The 20,437-nt window shown below is 46.4% G+C and carries 18 protein-coding genes; 5 read left to right on the top strand and 13 right to left on the bottom strand.

Annotation, left to right across the window (positions count from 1 at the left end):
* Positions 1–5: 5 nt before the first annotated feature.
* The 6 genes from BUC01_RS13195 to BUC01_RS13170 form a co-directional block, all read right to left on the bottom strand.
* The gene (locus tag BUC01_RS13195; RefSeq protein WP_025830674.1) at positions 6–974 is read right to left on the bottom strand and encodes a FimB/Mfa2 family fimbrial subunit; all 969 of its coding nucleotides are present in this window, start codon (positions 972–974) and stop codon (positions 6–8) included.
* 3 nt (positions 975–977) lie between these two features.
* Positions 978–2,564 (bottom strand): Mfa1 family fimbria major subunit, encoded by a 1,587-nt coding sequence (locus BUC01_RS13190; RefSeq protein WP_025830673.1) that lies wholly within the window; start codon positions 2,562–2,564, stop codon positions 978–980.
* Positions 2,565–2,624: 60 nt separating this feature from the next.
* Complete coding sequence (locus tag BUC01_RS13185; RefSeq protein WP_073313938.1) at positions 2,625–4,166, bottom strand: DUF3868 domain-containing protein; 1,542 nt, start codon at positions 4,164–4,166, stop codon at positions 2,625–2,627.
* Positions 4,167–4,172: 6 nt separating this feature from the next.
* Entirely contained in the window at positions 4,173–4,757 is a 585-nt protein-coding gene (locus BUC01_RS13180) for a DUF3575 domain-containing protein (RefSeq protein ID WP_025830672.1), read from the bottom strand.
* A 332-nt stretch (positions 4,758–5,089) separates the two neighbouring features.
* Complete coding sequence (locus BUC01_RS13175; RefSeq protein ID WP_025830671.1) at positions 5,090–5,725, bottom strand: SagB/ThcOx family dehydrogenase; 636 nt, start codon at positions 5,723–5,725, stop codon at positions 5,090–5,092.
* Positions 5,726–5,781: 56 nt separating this feature from the next.
* Complete coding sequence (locus BUC01_RS13170) at positions 5,782–6,534, bottom strand: N-acetyltransferase (RefSeq protein WP_025830670.1); 753 nt, start codon at positions 6,532–6,534, stop codon at positions 5,782–5,784.
* Between the two features lie 131 nt (positions 6,535–6,665).
* Between BUC01_RS13170 and BUC01_RS13165 the strand changes: the two genes are divergently transcribed.
* From BUC01_RS13165 to BUC01_RS13145, 5 genes are all read left to right on the top strand, one after another.
* Positions 6,666–7,994: an SWIM zinc finger family protein gene (locus BUC01_RS13165; protein WP_025830669.1), complete on the top strand. Its 1,329-nt coding sequence runs from the start codon at positions 6,666–6,668 to the stop codon at positions 7,992–7,994.
* Complete coding sequence (locus BUC01_RS13160; RefSeq protein WP_025830668.1) at positions 7,981–9,459, top strand: DUF5691 domain-containing protein; 1,479 nt, start codon at positions 7,981–7,983, stop codon at positions 9,457–9,459. Before BUC01_RS13165 ends, BUC01_RS13160 begins: the two co-directional genes overlap by 14 nt.
* Before the next feature lie 12 nt (positions 9,460–9,471).
* Entirely contained in the window at positions 9,472–10,551 is a 1,080-nt protein-coding gene (locus BUC01_RS13155) for an ATP-binding protein (protein WP_025830667.1), read from the top strand.
* Between the two features lie 116 nt (positions 10,552–10,667).
* A complete protein-coding gene (locus BUC01_RS13150) occupies positions 10,668–13,001 on the top strand; it encodes a DUF5682 family protein (RefSeq protein ID WP_025830666.1) in 2,334 nt (777 codons plus the stop codon).
* Positions 13,002–13,011: 10 nt separating this feature from the next.
* Entirely contained in the window at positions 13,012–14,142 is a 1,131-nt protein-coding gene (locus BUC01_RS13145) for a vWA domain-containing protein (protein WP_025830665.1), read from the top strand.
* On the opposite strand, the gene BUC01_RS13140 is transcribed toward BUC01_RS13145, so the two are convergent.
* The 7 genes from BUC01_RS13140 to BUC01_RS13110 all read right to left on the bottom strand — a co-directional run bounded on the left by BUC01_RS13140 (position 14,139) and on the right by BUC01_RS13110 (position 20,384).
* Positions 14,139–15,035: a helix-turn-helix domain-containing protein gene (locus tag BUC01_RS13140; RefSeq protein WP_025830664.1), complete on the bottom strand. Its 897-nt coding sequence runs from the start codon at positions 15,033–15,035 to the stop codon at positions 14,139–14,141. The genes BUC01_RS13145 and BUC01_RS13140 overlap by 4 nt on opposite strands.
* 2 nt (positions 15,036–15,037) lie before the next feature.
* On the bottom strand, positions 15,038–15,940 hold the full coding sequence (locus BUC01_RS13135; RefSeq protein ID WP_025830663.1) for a helix-turn-helix domain-containing protein: 903 nt from the start codon (positions 15,938–15,940) through the stop codon (positions 15,038–15,040).
* 290 nt (positions 15,941–16,230) lie between these two features.
* A complete protein-coding gene (locus BUC01_RS13130; protein WP_025830662.1) occupies positions 16,231–17,184 on the bottom strand; it encodes an NAD(P)H-dependent flavin oxidoreductase in 954 nt (317 codons plus the stop codon).
* Between the two features lie 199 nt (positions 17,185–17,383).
* On the bottom strand, positions 17,384–18,067 hold the full coding sequence (locus BUC01_RS13125; protein WP_025830661.1) for a DUF4858 domain-containing protein: 684 nt from the start codon (positions 18,065–18,067) through the stop codon (positions 17,384–17,386).
* Between the two features lie 12 nt (positions 18,068–18,079).
* Positions 18,080–18,592, bottom strand: coding sequence for a DUF4943 family protein (locus tag BUC01_RS13120; RefSeq protein ID WP_073313937.1), 513 nt, complete (start codon positions 18,590–18,592; stop codon positions 18,080–18,082).
* A gap of 87 nt (positions 18,593–18,679) precedes the next feature.
* Positions 18,680–19,846, bottom strand: coding sequence for a porin family protein (locus BUC01_RS13115; RefSeq protein ID WP_025830660.1), 1,167 nt, complete (start codon positions 19,844–19,846; stop codon positions 18,680–18,682).
* Positions 19,833–20,384, bottom strand: coding sequence for an RNA polymerase sigma factor (locus BUC01_RS13110; protein ID WP_073313936.1), 552 nt, complete (start codon positions 20,382–20,384; stop codon positions 19,833–19,835). The genes BUC01_RS13115 and BUC01_RS13110 overlap by 14 nt, the downstream gene beginning before the upstream one ends.
* Between the last annotated feature and the right edge of the window lie 53 nt (positions 20,385–20,437).

Raw genomic sequence — 20,437 nt, 5'->3', positions numbered from 1 at the left:
ATGGCTTATATATCTGTTGGTTGAAACCAGTAGATCCAGTTATTAATGGTTATGCACAATGCGATGTAACCATTTTCTTCCTCATCACCAATACGGATATTAATATCCCATTGATACCTGCGGTCAAGGTATTCCTGCTCGCTCATCGTATCCGGTTTGCTCTTCAGCAGATAGTCAATAAGGTTAATGACCGCCTGACCTCCTATATCAATTGATTTCCCGGATGACTTTTCTGTTATGGAAAAAGACATATTGCTGCCCTTCACAAATCTGAGAGTATGCAGTTGTGCCTTGAAAGGTGTCTTAGCATCATTTTCTTCTGAACAGGGATAGTAAATAATATCCTTGTTTATATCTCCAAAATTATTTTTATGGTCGTAGGAACCATTTGCACCAACAAGTTTGATGTCATATTTTGACATGTCAGTCAAGCCATCTCCACGTGTAATACTTAACGTAATATCGTTGGTATTACGCAATAAACTGACAGTTTCCGTATTACTGATGCCCTCCGGAGAAAACATTTGCAAAGGACCGCTATGCCATAGCGCATCAAGATGGTTGCTACTTATATTATTTTCAGGCTCATACTTCAGAGTCAATTTATCAACCGGATCACCTGCGGTCATTACAGGAAGCGAATAGAATTTATCTGTCTTTCCGGCCCAAACAATTGCCGTACAGCCTTTCATACGATATGGTACCGGCATGCGGTAGTCCGGTCTTTTCAGCGCATCACCATTTTCGGTTAATGTCTGAAGGTATCTCCCTTTTGCATCGAACACAAAGATTTTCACCTCTTCCACTTGTTCGGTAAACCAGTCTTCATTTGCCATATTGTAGTCATAACGGAATCTAAGAAAAAGGTCACACTGACTGAGGTCGTCATGAAGGACATCACAACCGGTAATCCCTGCCATCAAGCTGACGGCAAGGATTATCATGTATTTCTTTATGTGTGTTTCGATTCCCATTTATCAATGCAAATCAACACCCTGTGACCAATAAGTCCATGGATTGATAGTGATTTTTACAGAGAGATAAGCGTCCGCTTCATCATCATCAGTATCCGGAGGAGTGGGATTGGTAGGATCAGGGTCAGACGGATCGGGAATCCACGGGGTTCCGGGACCGCTCACACTATTGAGTTCAATATTATACCAGTTGTTGCGTACCACACCGTATCTGCCTAAAGCCATCTTAGTTGTAATATTCTGGTCGTGACGGATCAAGACGTCGTAATAACAGACAGATTCGTGATAGTAGCGTACGGCACAGAAACGTCCGATGATACCGGTTTTTGCATTTAATTGATTAGCTGCAGCACCTTCTGAAAGATTGGCGACAATTTCATTCCTTTTGTCTTGACCTTCATCGAATTCCGCTTGTGACATAACCCCGGCTTTTATCAAGAATATGGGTAGGTCTACTTTCAATCCCGTGCCGTCACTATGTTTCAGATATTCAGCTTTAAGTTGTTCCAGTGTATAATAGGCTCCTTTCCAAGAGAAATAATTTGCGTCTTTAGTTATACCGTCAGGAGTATACTGGGCTTTTACTACCACCTTAGTCGTAAAGCCCAGTTGTTGCGCTTTAGCCTCCATGGTGTTTTCAAGACAATATAGACTTGCGTTGTCAATTTGCGCTACGGCAGGCATATTCTCACTTACATTCTTAATATTTTTTAGATAATTGAAAGCTTTGTCCATATTCTCTTCCTTATTACTAGTAACATCAGGTTGTTCGCTCTCCAAATAGTTCTTATCCCGACGATAAACAGCTCCCGGGGTAGCATTATCATAAGTAACAAGGTCACTATACAATCTCACACTCTTGTTAGTTACACTTAATTCCCAACCGTTGAAAGTGAAATTTGAACCTGTAGGCTTTGTAAAACCAGAAGCCTGCGAGACTTGCACTTTTGCACTCAACCGGTCTACATTGATGGTAGCCGGAGCATCTTCTGCTGCTTTTTTTGCAGCTGCCACATCTTCCGCAGTATATGTTGTCGGTTTATGCACAGTTACCGGTGTCAATGCCCCATCAGTCGGCGTACCCGCACTCGCCATCATAAACTTACTAGCAGTAGCAACATCACCAATCACCGCATCAATAGCAGTATTGATTGTAGACCATGCTTTTCCTACTACAGCTTCTTTTGTAAAAGTCCATTTGGAAGCAGAATTGAGAACCACAAATACTTTCTTGGTTTTCTCCGGAACTAATTGAGCCTTACTGGCTGTAGCAGTAGTAGGAGGCGTACTTCCACCACTATTCCCTACAGTTATGTCTCCAGAAGGAACGTTTACTACATCAAGACACACGTCATCCTTATCAAACAACAGAACCGTAACGGTTTCCACCTTGCTTTCTTCAGCAGAACCATCCTCCGTTTTTACATTATCTACCCTTGTAAGCGTACTCGTCCGACTTTGCAACGAAAGTGACAGATATGCCTTCCCGACCAAAACATTACCCGGAATCTCATCTTCACGGGCATCCTCACTACAGCCTGCAAGCATTAATGCCGCCAATGCTGATAACAGAAAACTCCTTGTTTTCATTTTGTTTATGTTTTATAATAGTTAATAAAATGATTATTGTCAATCACGGTATATAAAAAATCAATTGTTCTGTTTGCTTATCAACCGGGCATTCTCTTCTTTCTTAACCAACTCCTTAAGATTGAGATGTGCTTGCTCCAATCCTGATTCCACAGCTTCATTCAAGTATACCTTTGCCTGTTCATAATCTCCCTTTAAGAGGAGAAGTACCCCCATAGCATTTTGATATTCAGGAACAGTGGTATCAGCCTTCTGCAGATATTTCTCAGCAAGAATGGTGTCACCGCGTGAAAGTGCGGCCGAAGCTGCATTCAGATTAGCGGTTTTATCATTGGGGAATATCCGTACCGCCGTTTCAAACAACTCTATAAATTCCGGCGACCCGTTATCATAAGTAAGCGCAACCAGATACATTTCATTCAGACTCAGATTTTGCGGACGGCTGCGCAACATCTCTTTTGCCTGTTCCACATCAAAATTCTGAACATCATAATTCAGCTTACAAACGGCTTTCCGCAGATGCGGATAAAATTCACGGAGCATATACCTGTAAGGGTTACCCAGCTTGTACAGCATCAATGACTTTTTGCGACTGGTATTGGTCTTATAGTTTATCGCTGCGGGTACATGGTCTATAATGTCAAGAATGCCTTCCTTTTCAGGCATATCGGACTCTGCAACCATTTTGCGCAAACCGTCCCAGTTCTCACCTCCATATTCCACATTATACATTTCTTCAGGAAAAGAGAAACGAGGCAGAAGATAGTGGACAAGCGCCTTTGCACGCCCCTCGGAAAGCTGTCTGTTAAAGATGAAGGAGCCTTCGGGGGAAGCATAACCTATCACGGATATTCCACGGACTATTATACTTGAATCTCCCTTTACCTCTTCAATCATATCAGATATCTTTTTCAGTTCAACCGGGTTATTCATATAATCCGCTTTTATATCGGTCTTCGACACAACAAAGTCCAGGAATGCTTCACACGATACCTCACGGCGCTTGACAGGTTCAACTTCAGGCTGGACATAACTGATATGCGGAATAACCTGGTACGTCTCCGTAACCGGGAGTTTTTCCATTGCAACCATGTTGAAAAGCGGAGAAGCGGATATCAGCTTGCCGGGTTTACAGCAGCCCATCACTTCCTCGTGGATGTCCAGGCGCGCATCTTCCATCCACGTTTCAAACGGAATGGATACGGAATATTCTACTTGCCGCTTTCCGTCACTTCCAAATCCTTTCAGGATCTGAAACGGAGCTTCGGACCGGTAAAGCTCAAGTTCCATATCATCCATCAAGGCGAGTTTCCTCCTTGATGTATGATAGTTGTTGCGCCCTTTTATTGAGATTTCCGGCAGTTCCATTTGCATATCGGATCCTTTTAAGACCGGAATCAATTGTATGGAATGATTAGAACTGACCTTCACTCCATCAAAACCATAAAGTATGCGTATGTGTAAGGAGTCTCCTTGTTGAGTCAGCTCAAGAGGGGTTGATTGTATATTTCCTATATACCATTTCTTTTCTGGAAAAGTCTCCCCGGACACAGGAATTACCTGTAGTATGGTCAAAATCCAATATATTAAAAATCTGTTCATTGAGTGTTATTTAATAAGGTATACAAGTGATATAGCCGCTTTTGTCGGACCGAAATAGTTGCGGTTTTCTGTATTTATTTTCTCTCCGCAAGTCTCACATTTGAATTTGTCGTAATGTAAACGCACATACCCTACCCCAATACTGGCTTCCAAGCTCCAGTGATTACCAAGAAAGAAGTGATATCCATAAGATATACCACCTCCCGCTCCCCAACCTTCATATCGGAACTGTTTGGAATCGCTGCCAAACAGAAGAGGTAATTTGTGCCCGGCAATGTTATACTGAGTTCCCAAAACATGTATTCCCCAGAAATGTCCGTTGAATCTCTCACATGTCCAGTAACGATACTCCGCCACCGACAACCAGTGTACCAGCTTCTGATGAGAAGTGGTTTGATTGGGAGTGAACCAGTTATATCCACCTCCCAATTCCAGCGTGCCGCGTGGCGAAAGCCCCCACTCCACCCCAAGGTTAGGTGTACGGGTATACAGGCCATAGAATAGATTTGTCTTTATTGCTACTTTTTGTGCAGTGCACTTTGATATACCACTGAACAATAACAGAATAATTATTATATATTGCTTTCTCATTAAATAGATGTATGCGTGATTCAGATTGCCAGCATCTTAATCTTATTATAAGATGCGGCGAAATTATGAAATAAATATGTATTAAAACAAAAACTTCTGAAATTGCACACAGATTCTGAAGTTTCGTTGAGGGCTTGTTGATATTCTAAGTATTATCTCTCCTTTTTGAATGGAAATTGAGAAAGAGAAGAAAGGGAGTATAGTAAAAGTTTATTAGGGAGTTCTTCTTCCGGAAAAGGCATTCAGTAAATGTTCTACTTTATAATAAAAGAGATGAGGAGCAGAATCAATTTTTGTATTGATTCTGCTCCTCATCTCTTTTATTCATTTCATTATTTAAAGTAGCCCACAGGATGATTCAGCATCGGAATCTGAGCGTCTTTCAGTTTTAAGACTTTCTTTAGCTGAGTGGCATCCATCGAACCTCGCGGCACTGTAGCCAACTTAGCATTGGCACAGAATAAAGAGATATTCTGCGAGACGATGCCTGCATCCATAGCTCCAACCAACTGATTTTGTGTTTTCTGAGCATCACCAAAACGGGAAACATCACTGACCAGTACCAAAGATACCGGAGCCGTTTTTACAAAAGTCTGACCACCGGCAACAGCATCGCGATGATCTCCTTCAGAAACCAGAGTTAACTGGTGATTTTTCGCATCATACAAATAGCTTCCTTCGGGCAGTACCACATACACATCTACATCCTGCTTATTCAAAGCCGATGGAGCGGTCCGCTTTCCGGACTCCGGACGGTTGATTCCGTTAGCAGCCCATAACAAATCCGACAAGTCAGCAAGACTCAATGCTTTCGAAGCATATTCGCGTGTAGACTGACGTTCGGACAATGCTTTCATTACCGTACCGGCACGGTTCAAATTGGGTTTTGGCAACTTAATTACCTTATCAGCAGCAGAAGCAGCCACTGAAAGCACTAAACAAACTAACAATAGTTGTACTTTTCTCATAACTGTGGTATTTTAAAAGTTATGAGGCAAATATAATCAAAAAAGAGAATCTATTTCTATTTTTTGAGTATTCTCTTTAAATAGTTGACATCCAACAATAAATTCACGGTTTCAAAGTTTCCTTTATAAAATACACCCCAATTATTGAAAACACAAGGCAATTCCTTTGCTTTTTGCAACGTATCTACTTGAATGAAGGAGACCGGAACATCATTCACCTCACAATACTGCTTTACGTTCTCAATGCTTTGACAGATATAGGGGCATTGCATATCATAATAAATAGTCAGTTCCTTGTTTTCAATCTCTAATTTCTTAGCATTGGGAGCGAACTCAGGTGTTGTTCCGTCAAAAGAAAGTGCAAGCAGTTCATACCCATTATCGGTAGTATCAACCACCTCAAAGCCAAACTTCTTCGCAAATGACTGGTCGGAAAGCCAGGATTTTTGTTTCTTCGCCCCAAGCATACAAACACCGGATTTACCTTTTTCCTTGGCATCAGCCAGGCAGTACTCCATTAACGCGCGCCCATACCCACTTCCTTTCGGACCACCCGTAACCCACAGGCAATACACATAATAATAGTTGTCGCCAATGATAGGTACCCAAGCCATTTCAAGAGGAGCATATTCAATGAAAACGCAGCCTTTCACATTCAACTTTCTGAAGACATGCCCTTCCTTCAAGCGTTCTGCAAGCCATTGCCGCTTTGCTTCAACGCCCGGATGATGCTTTTTACTACGGATAATGCAGCATAAATGCTCACTGGCAAGGTTTTCTGTTGTCAGGTTTATAAAATCAGTATTCATTAGATAGTCTTATTTCTGTTCAATCACAAATATACATGTTTTTCTTACTCTTTTCCTCAAGAAAGCCGGAAAACAGAAAAAAAACGCTATACTTGCAAATCAAAATATAGTAATAACAGACCACGATAATCATGTTATTAAATCTAACAGAAGAACAAATTATACAATTAGCCCCGGATGCCGCTTCCGTGAAAGCGGGAAAAGGCTTAGCGACAAAAGCCAAATGGGTACTGCTGGAACACAGTGACCGTGCCATCTGGGGACACTGCCAGGGAAGTGGAAAGACTCCATACCAGACCGTAGTCGATACAAAAAATATTGCATTCAAATGTTCGTGCCCAAGCCGGAAGTTTCCATGTAAACACGGGTTGGGACTTTTATTTCTGTATGCCGCGCAAACTGATTTATTCAAAGAAGCGGACGAACCGGACTGGGTGACCGCCTGGCTTTCCAAACGGGAAGAAAAAGCGGAAAAGAAAGAGCAGAAAGCCAAAAGCGATGCTCCCGTAGACGAAGCGGCACAAGCCAAACGGCAAGCCATGCGCCATACCAAAGTGCTGAACGGTATAGACGAACTGGAAATCTGGATGAAGGACTTGTTGCGCAACGGGTTAATCAACATACCGGAACGGGCTTATACTCTTTTTGACGGTATTGCCCGCCGCATGGTCGATGCACAGGCTCCCGGACTTGCCAACCGGTTGAGAAGCATTCAAGAAATCAACTTCTACGATGAAACCTGGAAGTACAAACTGACCGACCAACTCGGAAAGCTTTATCTGTTGATGAAAGCTTATAAAAACCTGGAACAGCAACCGGAAGACTGGCAGAATGAAATCCGCACCCAGATAGGTTACCCGCAGGCCAAAGAAGAGGTGCTGGCAGGGGAAGCCGTTGAAGACCAATGGATAGTACTCCACAAAAAGAGCCAAAAGGTGAATGAGCTGAACAATGATATTTACTGGCTGCATGGCCAGCAAAGCAACCGTTTCGCCGTTTACCTCAGCTTCACGACTCCCGGCTCATTGCCCGAATACAACCTTGTGCCCGGAAGCATCTATCACGCCAAACTCTGTTTCTACAAAGGAGTAGGCAATCTGCGCGCACTGTTCAAGGAGTGCGAATTATCCGGTGAGACATACGTTCCGCATTTTTGCAGCAACCTGCAGGAAGCCGCAAGCCGATACAGAGAAACACTGCAAGTCAATCCGTTTGCCGAAAACGTACCTATATTGGTAGAGAACATCAGGTTGTCCGCACAAGGAAAGCAACTGTACATACAAGACGTGAACGACGAACGCATGCCTGTGCAGATGCAGGAAACAACGAAAACAGACATCCTTGCTGTCACAGGCGGAAAGCCTTTTGCCGCTTTCCTGCTGGCGGATGCCAATTGCTGGGAACTGAACACGATGTGGTATCAATCTAACTGTTATATTTGGAGAGATGAACATAACTGAGCCAATCATAAATGCAGCATTACTCGGAACTGCAACCAAAGAATTCACCCCGTCCGGCTTCCCGGAAGCACTGGAAGAGAACTTCCGCCTCCTGCAGGAAAAAGCCGAAGATGCGGAAGCCGCTTTCTATCAGATAGCAGCGTTAACTTTCGCCTATCAGCGTGCCGGAACAGAACCGCAATCCGCCGAAGAAACCACTGCCATCAGTGAAGCTCCGGAAGACAGCCTGCCTTACTTTGACCGTGCCGTCGGCGAAATGCTCGTCCAGATGGTGAACGAACGCAACCGATACCTCTTATTATATGCTTACCGGAAAGCAGTGCAATGCAACAAGCTGATTCCGCCTTTCTACCTGCGCCCGTTAATCTCCCGAGCCTACGACCGCAACAACCCCGACAAGCACGAAGAACAGTCATTGCTCTCTTTGCTGACGGGAAACCGTGGCCGCTGGCTACTCTCGCACATGGAACTTCCCGACTGGGGAGACACCGGAAACGAGACTTGGGAAACCGCCTCGCACGAAGAACGGAAGCGAATGTTGCAACGTCTGAGAAAAGAAGCCCCGGAACAGGGACTTGCCTTGTTGCAAACCGAATTGAAAAACGAGTCCGCCGCCCACCGTGACGAACTGATACAGTGCCTTCGTATCAACCTGAGCAAGAAGGATGAACCTTTCCTACAAGAAATTATCACCACCGACCGGAGTAGCAATGTAAAAGAAACCGCCCGTCGGCTGTTATGCAGTCTGCCCGACTCCGAATTGGTAAAGACATACTGCGAGATGCTACGCGGGAAACTCCGTTATAAGATGCTGCTGGGTTGGTCGTATGAGAAAATCGCTTTTACTCCGGAACTAAAGAAATTAGGACTGGAAGAAGTCAGCCCCAATAAAATGGAGAAGGACGACGAATTTCTTCTACGTCAGCTTGCGGAACGTGTACCCCTCAGTTTCTGGGCAGAATTATACGACTGTTCTCCGGAAAAGGCAGCCGCCAAACTGGCAAAAAAGCCGCCATTCAGCCAATACTTCAACCTGCGCCTGCCGATAGTGAATTTCAATGATAACTTATGGGCTTACCAAACGCTGAAAGAAGATGCAAGCGAACATCATTTTGCTTCGTTGATAGGATTGCTGACACCGGAACAACGGGAAGAGATCGACTTCCAGACCACAAACAAGAACCTCAGCGCCCTCGACTCCTGGTATAACGAAGACGGAAAACAGTGGGGACCAAAGTTCTCCGCACGGGTGTTGCAGCGATTGTTCCAAAGCGATTATTATTATCCTCCCAAAGAGACCGCAGAACGCTTGGCGCTCTACTTGCCCCGGGAAGTATATCCCCAACTGGAGAAATATACACTGGCAAATGAAGCGGACCACTTCGCAGCAAAATTCAGTCGGTCGATAACTGAATACATGAGAATGAAAGAGAAAATAAATACCATGTTCAATGACAATAAATAATATAAAAACGATATGAGTACCTTACTTAGACAACATGCCGAACAGCAATTCGCAGAAGAGTTGCACGAACTGAAAAAGAATGAAACAAATCCTGTTCCCGAGAACTGGGAGATGTCTCCGCAATCCGTAGTTACTTACCTGATGGGGGGCAAACTGAAAAACGGATTCGAGGTTTCACCTAAATACATAGGTAACCGTCGCCTGATGGAGATTGCAGTCGCCACACTGGTAACAGACCGCGCACTTTTGCTCTACGGGCTTCCGGGTACAGCGAAAAGCTGGGTGAGCGAACATATTGCTGCGGCCATCTCCGGCAATTCCACGCTGATAGTGCAAGGTACTGCCGGAACGGGAGAAGAGGCGATTCGCTACGGATGGAACTATGCCCGCCTGCTGGCGGAAGGCCCGAGTGAAGGGGCTTTGGTGCAAACACCGATTATGAAAGCGATGCAAGAGGGCAAGATAGGACGTATCGAAGAATTAACCCGTATAGGTTCGGACGTGCAGGATACGCTGATTACGATTCTTTCTGAAAAGACGCTTCCCGTTCCTGAATTGAATAAGGAGGTGCAGGCAATACGGGGATTCAACATCATTGCTACTGCCAACAACCGCGATAAAGGAGTCAATGATTTATCGAGTGCTTTGAAACGTCGTTTCAACACTGTTATCCTGCCCCTGCCGGATAGCATTGATGAAGAAATAGATATTGTACGCCGTCGCGTGGAAAGCTTTGAAAAGGTGATGCAACTTCCGGCAGAGAAACCGGCACTTGAAGAAATCCGTCGTGTAGTAACCATTTTCCGTGAACTACGGCAGGGAGCTACCAATGATGGAAAAACGAAGTTGAAAGCACCCAGTGGTACATTAAGTACGGCTGAGGCTATCTCCGTAGTGAATAATGGTCTGGCTATGGCAGGTTATTTCGGAGATGGGCAGATACATGCCGAAGACCTTGTTTCGGGAATTCTGGGTGCAGTGGTGAAAGATCCCGTACAGGATAAGGTGGTATGGCAGGAGTATATGGAGACGGTTGTGAAGAACCGCGATGGATGGAAAGATATTTACCGGGCTTCAAGAGATATGATTTGATAAGAGTGTCTCAAAGGAGTATCTCAATTCCCCTCCTCCTGGGAGGAGAATGAAGTTACTCTTGTCAAATCATCTGTTAATCAAATAAAATCTTAATGAACTAAAAGACTCAAAAAATGTCCATTCATTTATTAGGAATAAGACACCACGGTCCCGGTTCGTGCCGGAATGTATTGGAATACTTGCAGGAGCTACAGCCTGACCTTATCCTTCTGGAAGGTCCGGCAGAAGCTGAGGCATTGCTTCCATGTGCATTGAACGAGCAAATGGAACCACCCGTTGCCCTGCTTGCCTATCAGCCCGACCAGCCGCAGAATGCCGTGTTCTATCCGTTCGCCGAGTTCTCTCCGGAGTGGCAGACGATATGTTATGCAATGCGCAATGAAGTGCCGTTGCGTTTCTTCGATTTGCCTCTGACACACTCTATGGCGCTGAGTCAAAAGCCTGCCAAAGAGGAAAAAGAAGAAACGCCGCAGGACGAACCGGAAGGACAAGAGACGGCACAGGAAGTTATTGCTGAAACAGAAACAAGCATTCAAGAAGCGGAAATAAGTGCAAAAGAACAGGAAACTGTCTCCGAAACCGAAGAAGAAACCGGCGATATATACAGAGACCCTTTCGACTATCTGGCGGAAGCCGCCGGATATACGGATGGCGAATGTTGGTGGGAAACTACCATCGAGCACCGTAAAGACAGTGCCGACGTATTTCTGGCAGTGCAAGAAGCGGTCACCGCACTACGTGAAGAACTTCCCAAACATACCTCTCCCCGCGACCTGCTCCGTGAAGCCTGGATGCGCAAGATGATACGTGCGGCACAGAAAGAGAACTTCGAACGTATCGCCGTGGTTTGTGGTGCCTGGCATGTTCCTGCACTTGAGAATATGCCCAAAGTGAAAGAAGACAATGAACTGCTGAAAGGACTTGCCAAAGTAAAAGTGGAATGTACCTGGATACCCTGGACCTACGACCGCCTCTCCTTCCGCAGCGGGTACGGAGCGGGAATAGAGTCTCCCGGCTGGTATCATTATCTCTGGCATCATCCCGAAGATGACGGTACTCTCTGGATCAGTCAGGCCGCCTCGCTTTTCCGCAAGAAGAACATGGATATTTCAGTGGCCCACGTCATCGAAACGGTTCGTCTGGCACAGGTGACGGCTGCTTTGCGCAACCTCCCCGCCCCTTCGCTGGCAGAGTTCAACGAAGCCATTACCACCGTCATGGGCTTTGGCGACGACATCCTTCTGCAAATCATCAAAGAGGAACTTATCATCAGCGACCGTTTGGGGCGTGTTCCGGACAATGTTCCCAAAGTTCCCCTATTGGTGGATGTGGAAAAGGTACAAAAGCGGCTGCGCGTTCCGTTTACCGCCGAAATCAAAGAACTGACGCTCGACCTTCGTAAACCGAACGATCTGGAAAGAAGTATCTTCTTCCACCGCCTGTACCTTTTAGAAATAGATTGGGCTATCCCGGGCAGCTCCGACGGTAAAGGTACGTTCAAAGAAAAATGGACGCTTTACCACAAACCGGAACAGATTATCAGCATCATCGAGAAAGCTATCTGGGGAAATACACTGGAAGAAGCCACCCAAAAGTATCTGCTCAAACAGACCGGAGAGATAAGGCATATTCCGGAACTCACCCATCTGCTCGACCGGGTGATTCCCGCCAATCTGCCGGATTTAGTAGATGCCATGACCGTACAACTCGACCGTCTTTCGGCTGCTTCTACCGATATTATCGAAATGATGGAAGCCGTTCCCGACCTGGTCAGCATCGTCCGTTATGGCAATGTGCGCAATCTGGATTTCTCTAAAGTAGGTAATATGCTTCATGCCATGATTGCCCGTATCCTTGCGGGCGGCGTACTTGTCTGCATCAATATCGATGAAGAGGCGGCAGCGGATATTCTCAACAAACTGGTGTCTACGGACTATGCGGTATCTACCCTCAACGATCCGGAACTGAACACCATGTGGCTTGAATTTATCCGCCAGGTGCGCACTTCCGTCAATGTGCATCCGTTGCTGTCCGGCTATGCCACACGCTTGCTGAACGACAAAGGGGACATTTCACCGGAGGAGGCACAGAACACCCTCAGTTACTATTCTTCCGTCGGCAACGCTCCGGCAGACATGGCATACTGGTTCGAAGGATTTCTCCGTTCTTCCGGAGCTATCCTGTTGTTGGATGACAATCTTTGGAATCTTGTAAACAACTGGGTATGCGGACAGGACAAGGAGACTTTCATGGAACTGCTCCCCATATTGAAACGCACATTCAGCGAGTTCACCCCACCGGAACGCCGCAAACTGGGCGAAAAAGCCAAAGCAAGCGGTGCAGGCGGCATACAGACGCAGACGGTCACAGTCTCCGCCCACAATGAGGCGGAAGCTGCCAAAGTAATCCCGCTGATCCGCCAATTATTAGGAATTGAAACGAAGTAAAGAGTAAACAATGGAAGAAGAATATCTGAAAAGATGGCGCCTGATATTGGGTGGAAACGAGGCCGACGGTACAGGTATCACGCTGACGCAGGAAGAGCAACGCATCGACCAGTCTCTGGAAGCTGTGTACGACAGTGACCGGCGCGGCGGACTCGGCTCATCCGCCCCGAAAGTAAGCCGTTGGCTGGGAGACATCCGCGAGTTTTTCCCGCAGACGGTGGTACAAGTCATCCAACGCGATGCCATCAAACGGCTGAACATCACCTCACTGCTGACGGAAAAGGAAATGCTGGAAACCGTAGTGCCGGATGTGCATCTGGTAGCTACGCTGATGTCGCTCAGCCGTGTAATCCCGGAAAAGAACAAGGAAATGGCACGGCAGGTAGTCCGCAAAGTAGTGGATGAATTGTTGCGCAAACTCTCCGCCCCTACCCAACAGGCTGTGACGGGAGCACTCAATCGTTCCGCCCGCCAGAGAAATCCGCGTTATAACGAAATAGACTGGAAAACCACCATCACCAAGAACCTGAAAAATTATCAGCCAGAATATAAGACGATTATCCCAGAAGTGCGCATCGGTTACGGCAGGAAGCGGAAAGCGATGAAAGACATCATCCTCTGTCTGGACCAGAGCGGTTCAATGGGAACATCGGTGATTTATTCCGGAATATTCGGCTCGGTGCTGGCTTCCATTCCGGCAGTAAGCACACGGATGGTAGTATTTGATACGGCAGTCGTAGACCTGACCGATGATTTACAAGACCCGGTAGACCTTCTCTTTGGTGTGCAGTTGGGTGGAGGTACGGACATCGCCCGCGCCCTGACCTATTGCCAGGGAGTGATTACCCGTCCGCAGGATACGGTACTCGTGCTGGTTACCGACTTGTATGAAGGTGGCGATGCCCGGGAAATGCGCAAGAAGTTCGTATCTTTAGTGAACAGTGGTGTGCAACTCATCGTGCTGCCTGCACTGAATGACGACGGCGCCCCCTCTTACGACAAGAGTCATGCGGAGTTTCTGGCAAATATCGGTGTACCGACTTTCGCCTGTACACCCGATAAATTTCCCGACCTCATGGCGGCAGCGCTTAGCAAACAAGATATAGGGATGTGGATATCGCAGAACATCAAAAGTACTTAGTTCTGTGAAAGCCTGTATTCATTAGGGGCTACCCCCACCAGTTTGCGGAACAGGTTGCTGAAATATTGCACGCTTGAAAAGCCCAATATTTCGGCAACCGAACCAACGGTATTCTCATTGGCAGACAACATTTTCTTGGCTATCTCTATCCTTTTCAACTGGAAATATTCGTCCAGGTTCTTCCCCGTTTCAAACTTCAACAGGTCCATGAAATAGCGTGGCGACAAGTGAAGTAGATTTGCACAATACTTTACGGTCGGCAATATCTTGGTCTTCAACTGCCCGGAGCGGATATATTCATCCAGCAGCGTATCCATTTTACACAATATTGTCTTATTCGCCTCATTCCGCGTAATGAACTGGCGTTCGTAAAAGCGGGAACAATAATCCAGCAACAATTCTATATATCTTGAGATTAACACCTTGCTATGGCAGTCTATCGCATGCTTCAATTCCTGCTCAATATTGCAGAAACACTCCACAGCTTTCGTTTTCTCACGCAACGACAGATGCAACGCTTCATTGGGACTGTAAGAGAAGAACGGACAATGCCTGATGTGCTGCTCCAGAGAGGTATTACACAGAAAGTCCGGATGGAATGCCAGCAGCCAACCTTTTTGGAGAAGAACCTTCCCGTCATTCATATCGATAGATGCTCCCGGAGCCAGAAACAACAGGGTGGCATTGGAATAGTCGTAGTATTTACGTCCATAGATATAGTCGCAACATTCACTTTCCAGCAATAACAGGGTGTAAAAGTCGAACTTGATGGTACGTTGCATCACGTTGGCTTTGGATAAGTCGATAGCACTCACCAGCGGATGCAGTGTCTTGTTGCCCAGGCAACAATTACACTGATGTACAGTCTCTATGTTCAATATATCCTTTTTCAAAGCTATGAATTTTGCAGTCGGTATTCGTTCGGGGTGCAGCCTACGCGCTTCTTAAACAGGCGGTTCAGGTGCTGCGGATACTGAAATCCCAGCCTGTAAGCAATCTCGCTGATGGTTTCTTCCGCTCCGAGGATGTGCTCTTTGGCCAGTTCGATGACCTTTGTCTGTATATGTTCCTGGGGTGTTTTCCCGGTTTCCTTCTTAATCATATCACCAAAGTAATTGGGAGACAGATAAATCCTGTCTGCGAAATATTTCACTGACGGCAACCCCTCCTGCATCGGAAGACCACTCTGGAAATATTCATCCAACAGTTGTTCGAACTTCGTCAAAGCATCTTTATTCGCATTGCTGCGGGTGATGAACTGGCGCTCATAGAAACGCATGCAATAGTTGAGCAAGAGTTCTATGTTCATTGCAATCAATGACTTGCTATGCTTGTCTATGGGATGTTCCAGTTCGATGCTGATTTTCTTCAGGCAGTCCATCACGGTTTCTTTTTCCTGGTCGGACAGATGCAAAGCCTCATGCACTGCATAGGAGAAGAAGGTGTAGTTCTTTATTGTTTTCCCAAGTGAAGTCCCGTGAATCAAATCGGGATGAAAGACGAGACCGTAAACGGGCTGGCTGATTTGGTCACCAACCGTGCTCACACTAATCGTCTGTCCGGGTGCAAAACAGACAATAGTACCTTCCTGATAGTCATAAGACTGGCGGCCATACTTAATATCACAAGTCTTTGCCAACTTCAGAAAAAGTGCGTAAACGCCATAATGCATTTGTATTTGATTGACCGCCCGCGTCGCTTTCGTAAGGTCGACAACGCTTACCAAAGGGTGCAATGTTTCAAGTCCGTACAAATTATTGTACTGATCCACATTATCCAGATTTATAACCTTTTCCATAATCCTAAGTATTTGAACAGCAGCAAAGATATGAATTATTTTTTATTGATAATAAGGTGTCTGTAATAAGGGTTATACTATCCGTAATTGGGGTATAACTTTCATTTTACATTGGCAGGAATATCAGGATTTATACCCAACTTTATAATCTGTGCAAATCCACGTATCTGTGGTAAAAAGATTTTTGGCACATCCCCGATAAAATAAAAATCCGCCTCACGAGACGAATCATTTCATCCCACGAGACGGATATTTTCACATCACAAGACCCAATTATTCGTCTCGTGAAACTATTCTCTCTCTAATCTTTTCAATGCATCCCACGCTTTTTTATATCCTTCCGTCAACTCCTGCATCACTTCCGCCACAGTCTGTATCTGCCTGCCATAAAGCAACGCTGAAACCTGGCCGATCTCCAATTCTCCTTCCTCCAGGTCTCCATAAAAGATGCCTTTCTTGGCACGTCCCCGCGCCAGCAGAATGCGAAGTTCATCCTGAGTCGCCCCCACAGCTTCGGCAGCCTCCACCGCATCGCGGAAATTACTTCTTGCCAGGCGTACCGGAGCAAGTTTCTTCAACAGCAACCGCGTGTCCCCCTCCTGCAAACGCAGGCAGTAATCCTTAAAATACTCGTGGGCGGAGCTTTCCTCCGTCAGTGCAAAACGTGTACCAATCTGCACACCTTCCGCCCCCAACACACGGGTAGCAAGAATAGCTTCGCCCGTAGCAATTCCTCCGGCAGCAATCAACGGCAAAGTTGTAGCCGCGCGTACAGCAGGCAACAGGCACAAAGTGGTAGTCTCTTCCCTTCCGTTGTGTCCTCCGGCTTCAAAGCCTTCGGCCACCACAGCATCCACACCCGCCTCTTCGGCCTTCATCGCAAAGCGGGAAGAACTAACCACATGTACCACTGTCACACCTCTCTCCTTCAGCCATCCCGTCCATTTGGCGGGACTCCCGGCGGAGGTAAATACTATATTGACTCCCTCGTCCACTACTATCTGCATGATTTCTTCAATCTGCGGATACATCAACGGAATATTCACTCCAAAAGCGTGATGCGTAGCGGCACGGCATTTACGGATGTGTTCACGCAATGTTTCGGGATGCATCGAACCTGCCCCAAGCAAGCCCAACCCACCCGCATTACTTACTGCCGACGCCAGGCGCCAACCACTACACCAAACCATACCGCCTTGGATTATTGGATATTTTATTCCGAAAAGGGAAGTAATTCTGTTCATAGTTCCTTCATTTAGGCATTATTAGGAAGAAACAAGAAAAAAGGATGAAAGGTTCGGACAAAAAGACGATTTGTCATAAAAGAAACACCCGGAAATACGAATATACAACATACGTATGACCGGGTGCGCAAATAATACAAATGAAGATAAAACAATTATCCCTATAATAAACACATCCTTTAATAAACAAATCTTTTCCTTAATTACTAATAGCCTTGGCCGGTGCTTTTCTCGACACCGTTATAGAGTCACCATATGCCTTCAATACTTCCAGAGTACGGGCACGACGCTTGCGTCCTTTGGGATTCCAGAAATCTTTGGTGAAAGGTGCCATAAGATTTAACCCGCCTATACCTCCGCCACTAGCACCTTGCCAACTGCCCACCGCCATATTATTCGCCCGTTCCGTCACCCGATAGCGTAATCCGGTCGCCTCAATCTCATCCATACTTTTGCGTATGCCCTTATCCAGAGGATGTTTCGCCCAGTCACTATAAATCTTGAGCAATTTAAGCTCATAAAAAGGATCGCCACGCCACGTATTCTTATCTATTTTAATCCTCTTCTGATATACCGGATCCCAGTTGTATTTTGTATTTGCCGTATAAGGGCGCAAAGTTAGAATCACTTTCTTCTTCGGCACATTCGGTACTTCGGGCAGTGCCGTGTTGAAATCCAGCCATTGTTTTTCCGTTGACATCAGTTGCTTACCTACGGGTTGGTCTATTCCCAACTCTTCCAGTACCTTCGGATTCAACTTCACTTCCCCCTCTCCGTCCAGCAGGCGGCGCAATCGCAGAGAGTCCTGAGGTGTCCAGTTCTGAGCGCAAAGGGGAAGGACTACTGCAAAAAGCAGTCCGATTATAGTGCAATATTTTCTCATTAATTTATTGTCTTACCACCACATATATCCGCTTCCGCAAAGCGGTTCATCGTAACAGGGGTCTATGGTCCACATCGTGCGGGGATATTTGCGGCTCTCCCACCAACGGCGATAACGGGCGGCGGCATCCAGCACTTCGTCATCGGACAAGAAGTAGATGCCTTCATAATTTTCCGCATCCGCATGCACCATCTTACAACCCATCGAAGCATTCTGTCCCAGACGGATGGTCTCCACCGTCCACAAGATGCATTCCCCCAAACGGAGTTTGCCTCCAGCCGAATAAGAAACCGGCGCCAACGGGAAAGAAGGGATTACCGTCAGGTCTTCAGCATACTTCAACAGACCTTCTATATCGTCAACGGTAAACCGGGGCACAGTGTTCAGACCTTCCGGACTTTCTACCGAATACTTTCCGCCCTTCAGTTGCTTCACAAACAAATCCACATCGGGATTATTGTAATCAAGCGTTTCCTCCGTGCACGACACAAAAGAAAGAGAAAGGCAAAGCAGCAACGCCAGCATTGCGGCACGACATGAGCGGATATTGATTCGTCCGCCAGCGAGTATAGTATATAGAGATAGAGTTCTCATTATTGTATTGTTTTAAGGTTAATATGTCATACGAACACCGCAAAGCAGGTTAAGGTTCGTCGGACGTTCCGTACGCAGCGTTTTTGTCTGCGAGTCTGTATCAAAATGATGGGACACCGTAGGTTCGGCAAACAGGGCTATCCGGTCGTTAAGTTTATAACGGACACCCAGACCGGCGGCTATGGACAATTGTATAGGTTCTGCACCGAAACCGTTGTCTTCCGCTCCGGCTATGCACTTCTCGGCGGCTCCACCCAGCGTAACATAGAAGTCTACTTTGGAATTGCTTGCCAGCATCGCATTCAGTTTCACGGGAACAGCCAACGTATGCAATGCATGATCTCCATCCAAGCGGTTGTACTGTAAACCTGCCTCAAGGGAGAAATGTTTATTCAGACGGCGTTCTGCTGAAAAGTTGGCAGTGAAAGGCATTCCGAAATCACCTTTTGGTAACGATGTACCGATTCCGGCTTTGAAAGCCCAGTTCTGTTTTTTGCCTGCAACATTGGTACTTGCCAACGCGGCATCCGTACGTTTGGAATGAGCGTTAGAATCAGTACCGGGTGTTGTATTTACGGGATCGGTTGTCACATGATAACCATTTCCATTCTGAGTTGAAGCGTTCTGGCCATACATGCCATTTCCTCCCTGCTGATGGTTGCCGTATACGCGCTGCCTGATTGTAATGGAAACGGTGACAGATACGGATTCATCTTCTTCACCGCTTGAAGCAAGCGCCACAGTGGATGAAGATTGTCCCGGATGTTTGTGACCGGGCTTCTGTGCCGTCGGGTTGGTATCATGGATAGAAGGGAATTTCTCCTGTACCGCGTCTCCGTTCAGACTACCTTCCGGTGTCAGGGTAGCGACCTTCGTAAATGCTTCCTGGATTTCTTCTTTCGGAGAGAAATACCAGAATGCAGCGGAAGCGGCTCCCAACACCAATACTACGGAAGCGGCAGCCGCCACCCGGTAGAACCGTGGAGTAAGGATGAAACTCTTTTGTTTTTGCCCGGATAAGTTGGCAGCCTGTCCGGATGCAACAGCTGCGGAAGCATCCGTCGCATCGGCTCCGGCTTTCGAAAGGTCGCCTTGCAGCTTTTCCCAAAAGCCATCCCGTACCGTCATCTCTGCACCAGCGAGGCGACTGCGGAACAAACCGGTTATTTCATCATTTCCTTTCATACTCTGTATATTCTTTAATTCTTTTTGCTAACAAATTTTTGGCGCGATGCAATTGCGAGGTGGATGAATGTACCTTAATCCCAAGCATTTCCGCTATTTCCTTGTGCGATTTTTCTTCAAACACATACAAGTTGAAAACGGTTCGGCATCCATCAGGCAATTCTGCCACAAATGCCATTAATCGTTCTTCGGAGAGGCGGTCGCCATTGTCGGCTATACTTGCTTCGTCGGGCAGGTCGGGCAATTGTTCTTCGTTCACCACCAGTTGGGTGATGCGTTTCTGCCTTCGCAGATAGTCTATTGCCTGTGTCACCATTACTCTTGTCACCCACGTTGCCAATGCACATTCGCCCCGGAAAGTGAAGTGGGTGAAAATCTTGATGAACCCATCGTGCAATACGTCATGCGCCGCATCCACGTCGCCCGTATAGCGGTAACATACCGCAAGCATCTGTTTGGCATAAAGGGTGTACAGTTCCTTACGAGCAGAATCTTTCCCTGCCCGGCAGCCCTCTATCAGTTCTATATCATTTTCCAACGTCAGTGCTCTTTTTAACGGACGCCTCTTCGCGTCATTTGTTAGTTAGACGC

The sequence above is a fragment of the Bacteroides stercorirosoris genome, assembly GCF_900142015.1.
In the GTDB taxonomy this organism is placed as follows: Bacteria; Bacteroidota; Bacteroidia; order Bacteroidales; family Bacteroidaceae; genus Bacteroides; species Bacteroides stercorirosoris.
The sequence above is the reverse complement of the archived record's forward strand: the minus strand, read 5'-3'. Positions and strand labels throughout refer to the sequence as shown.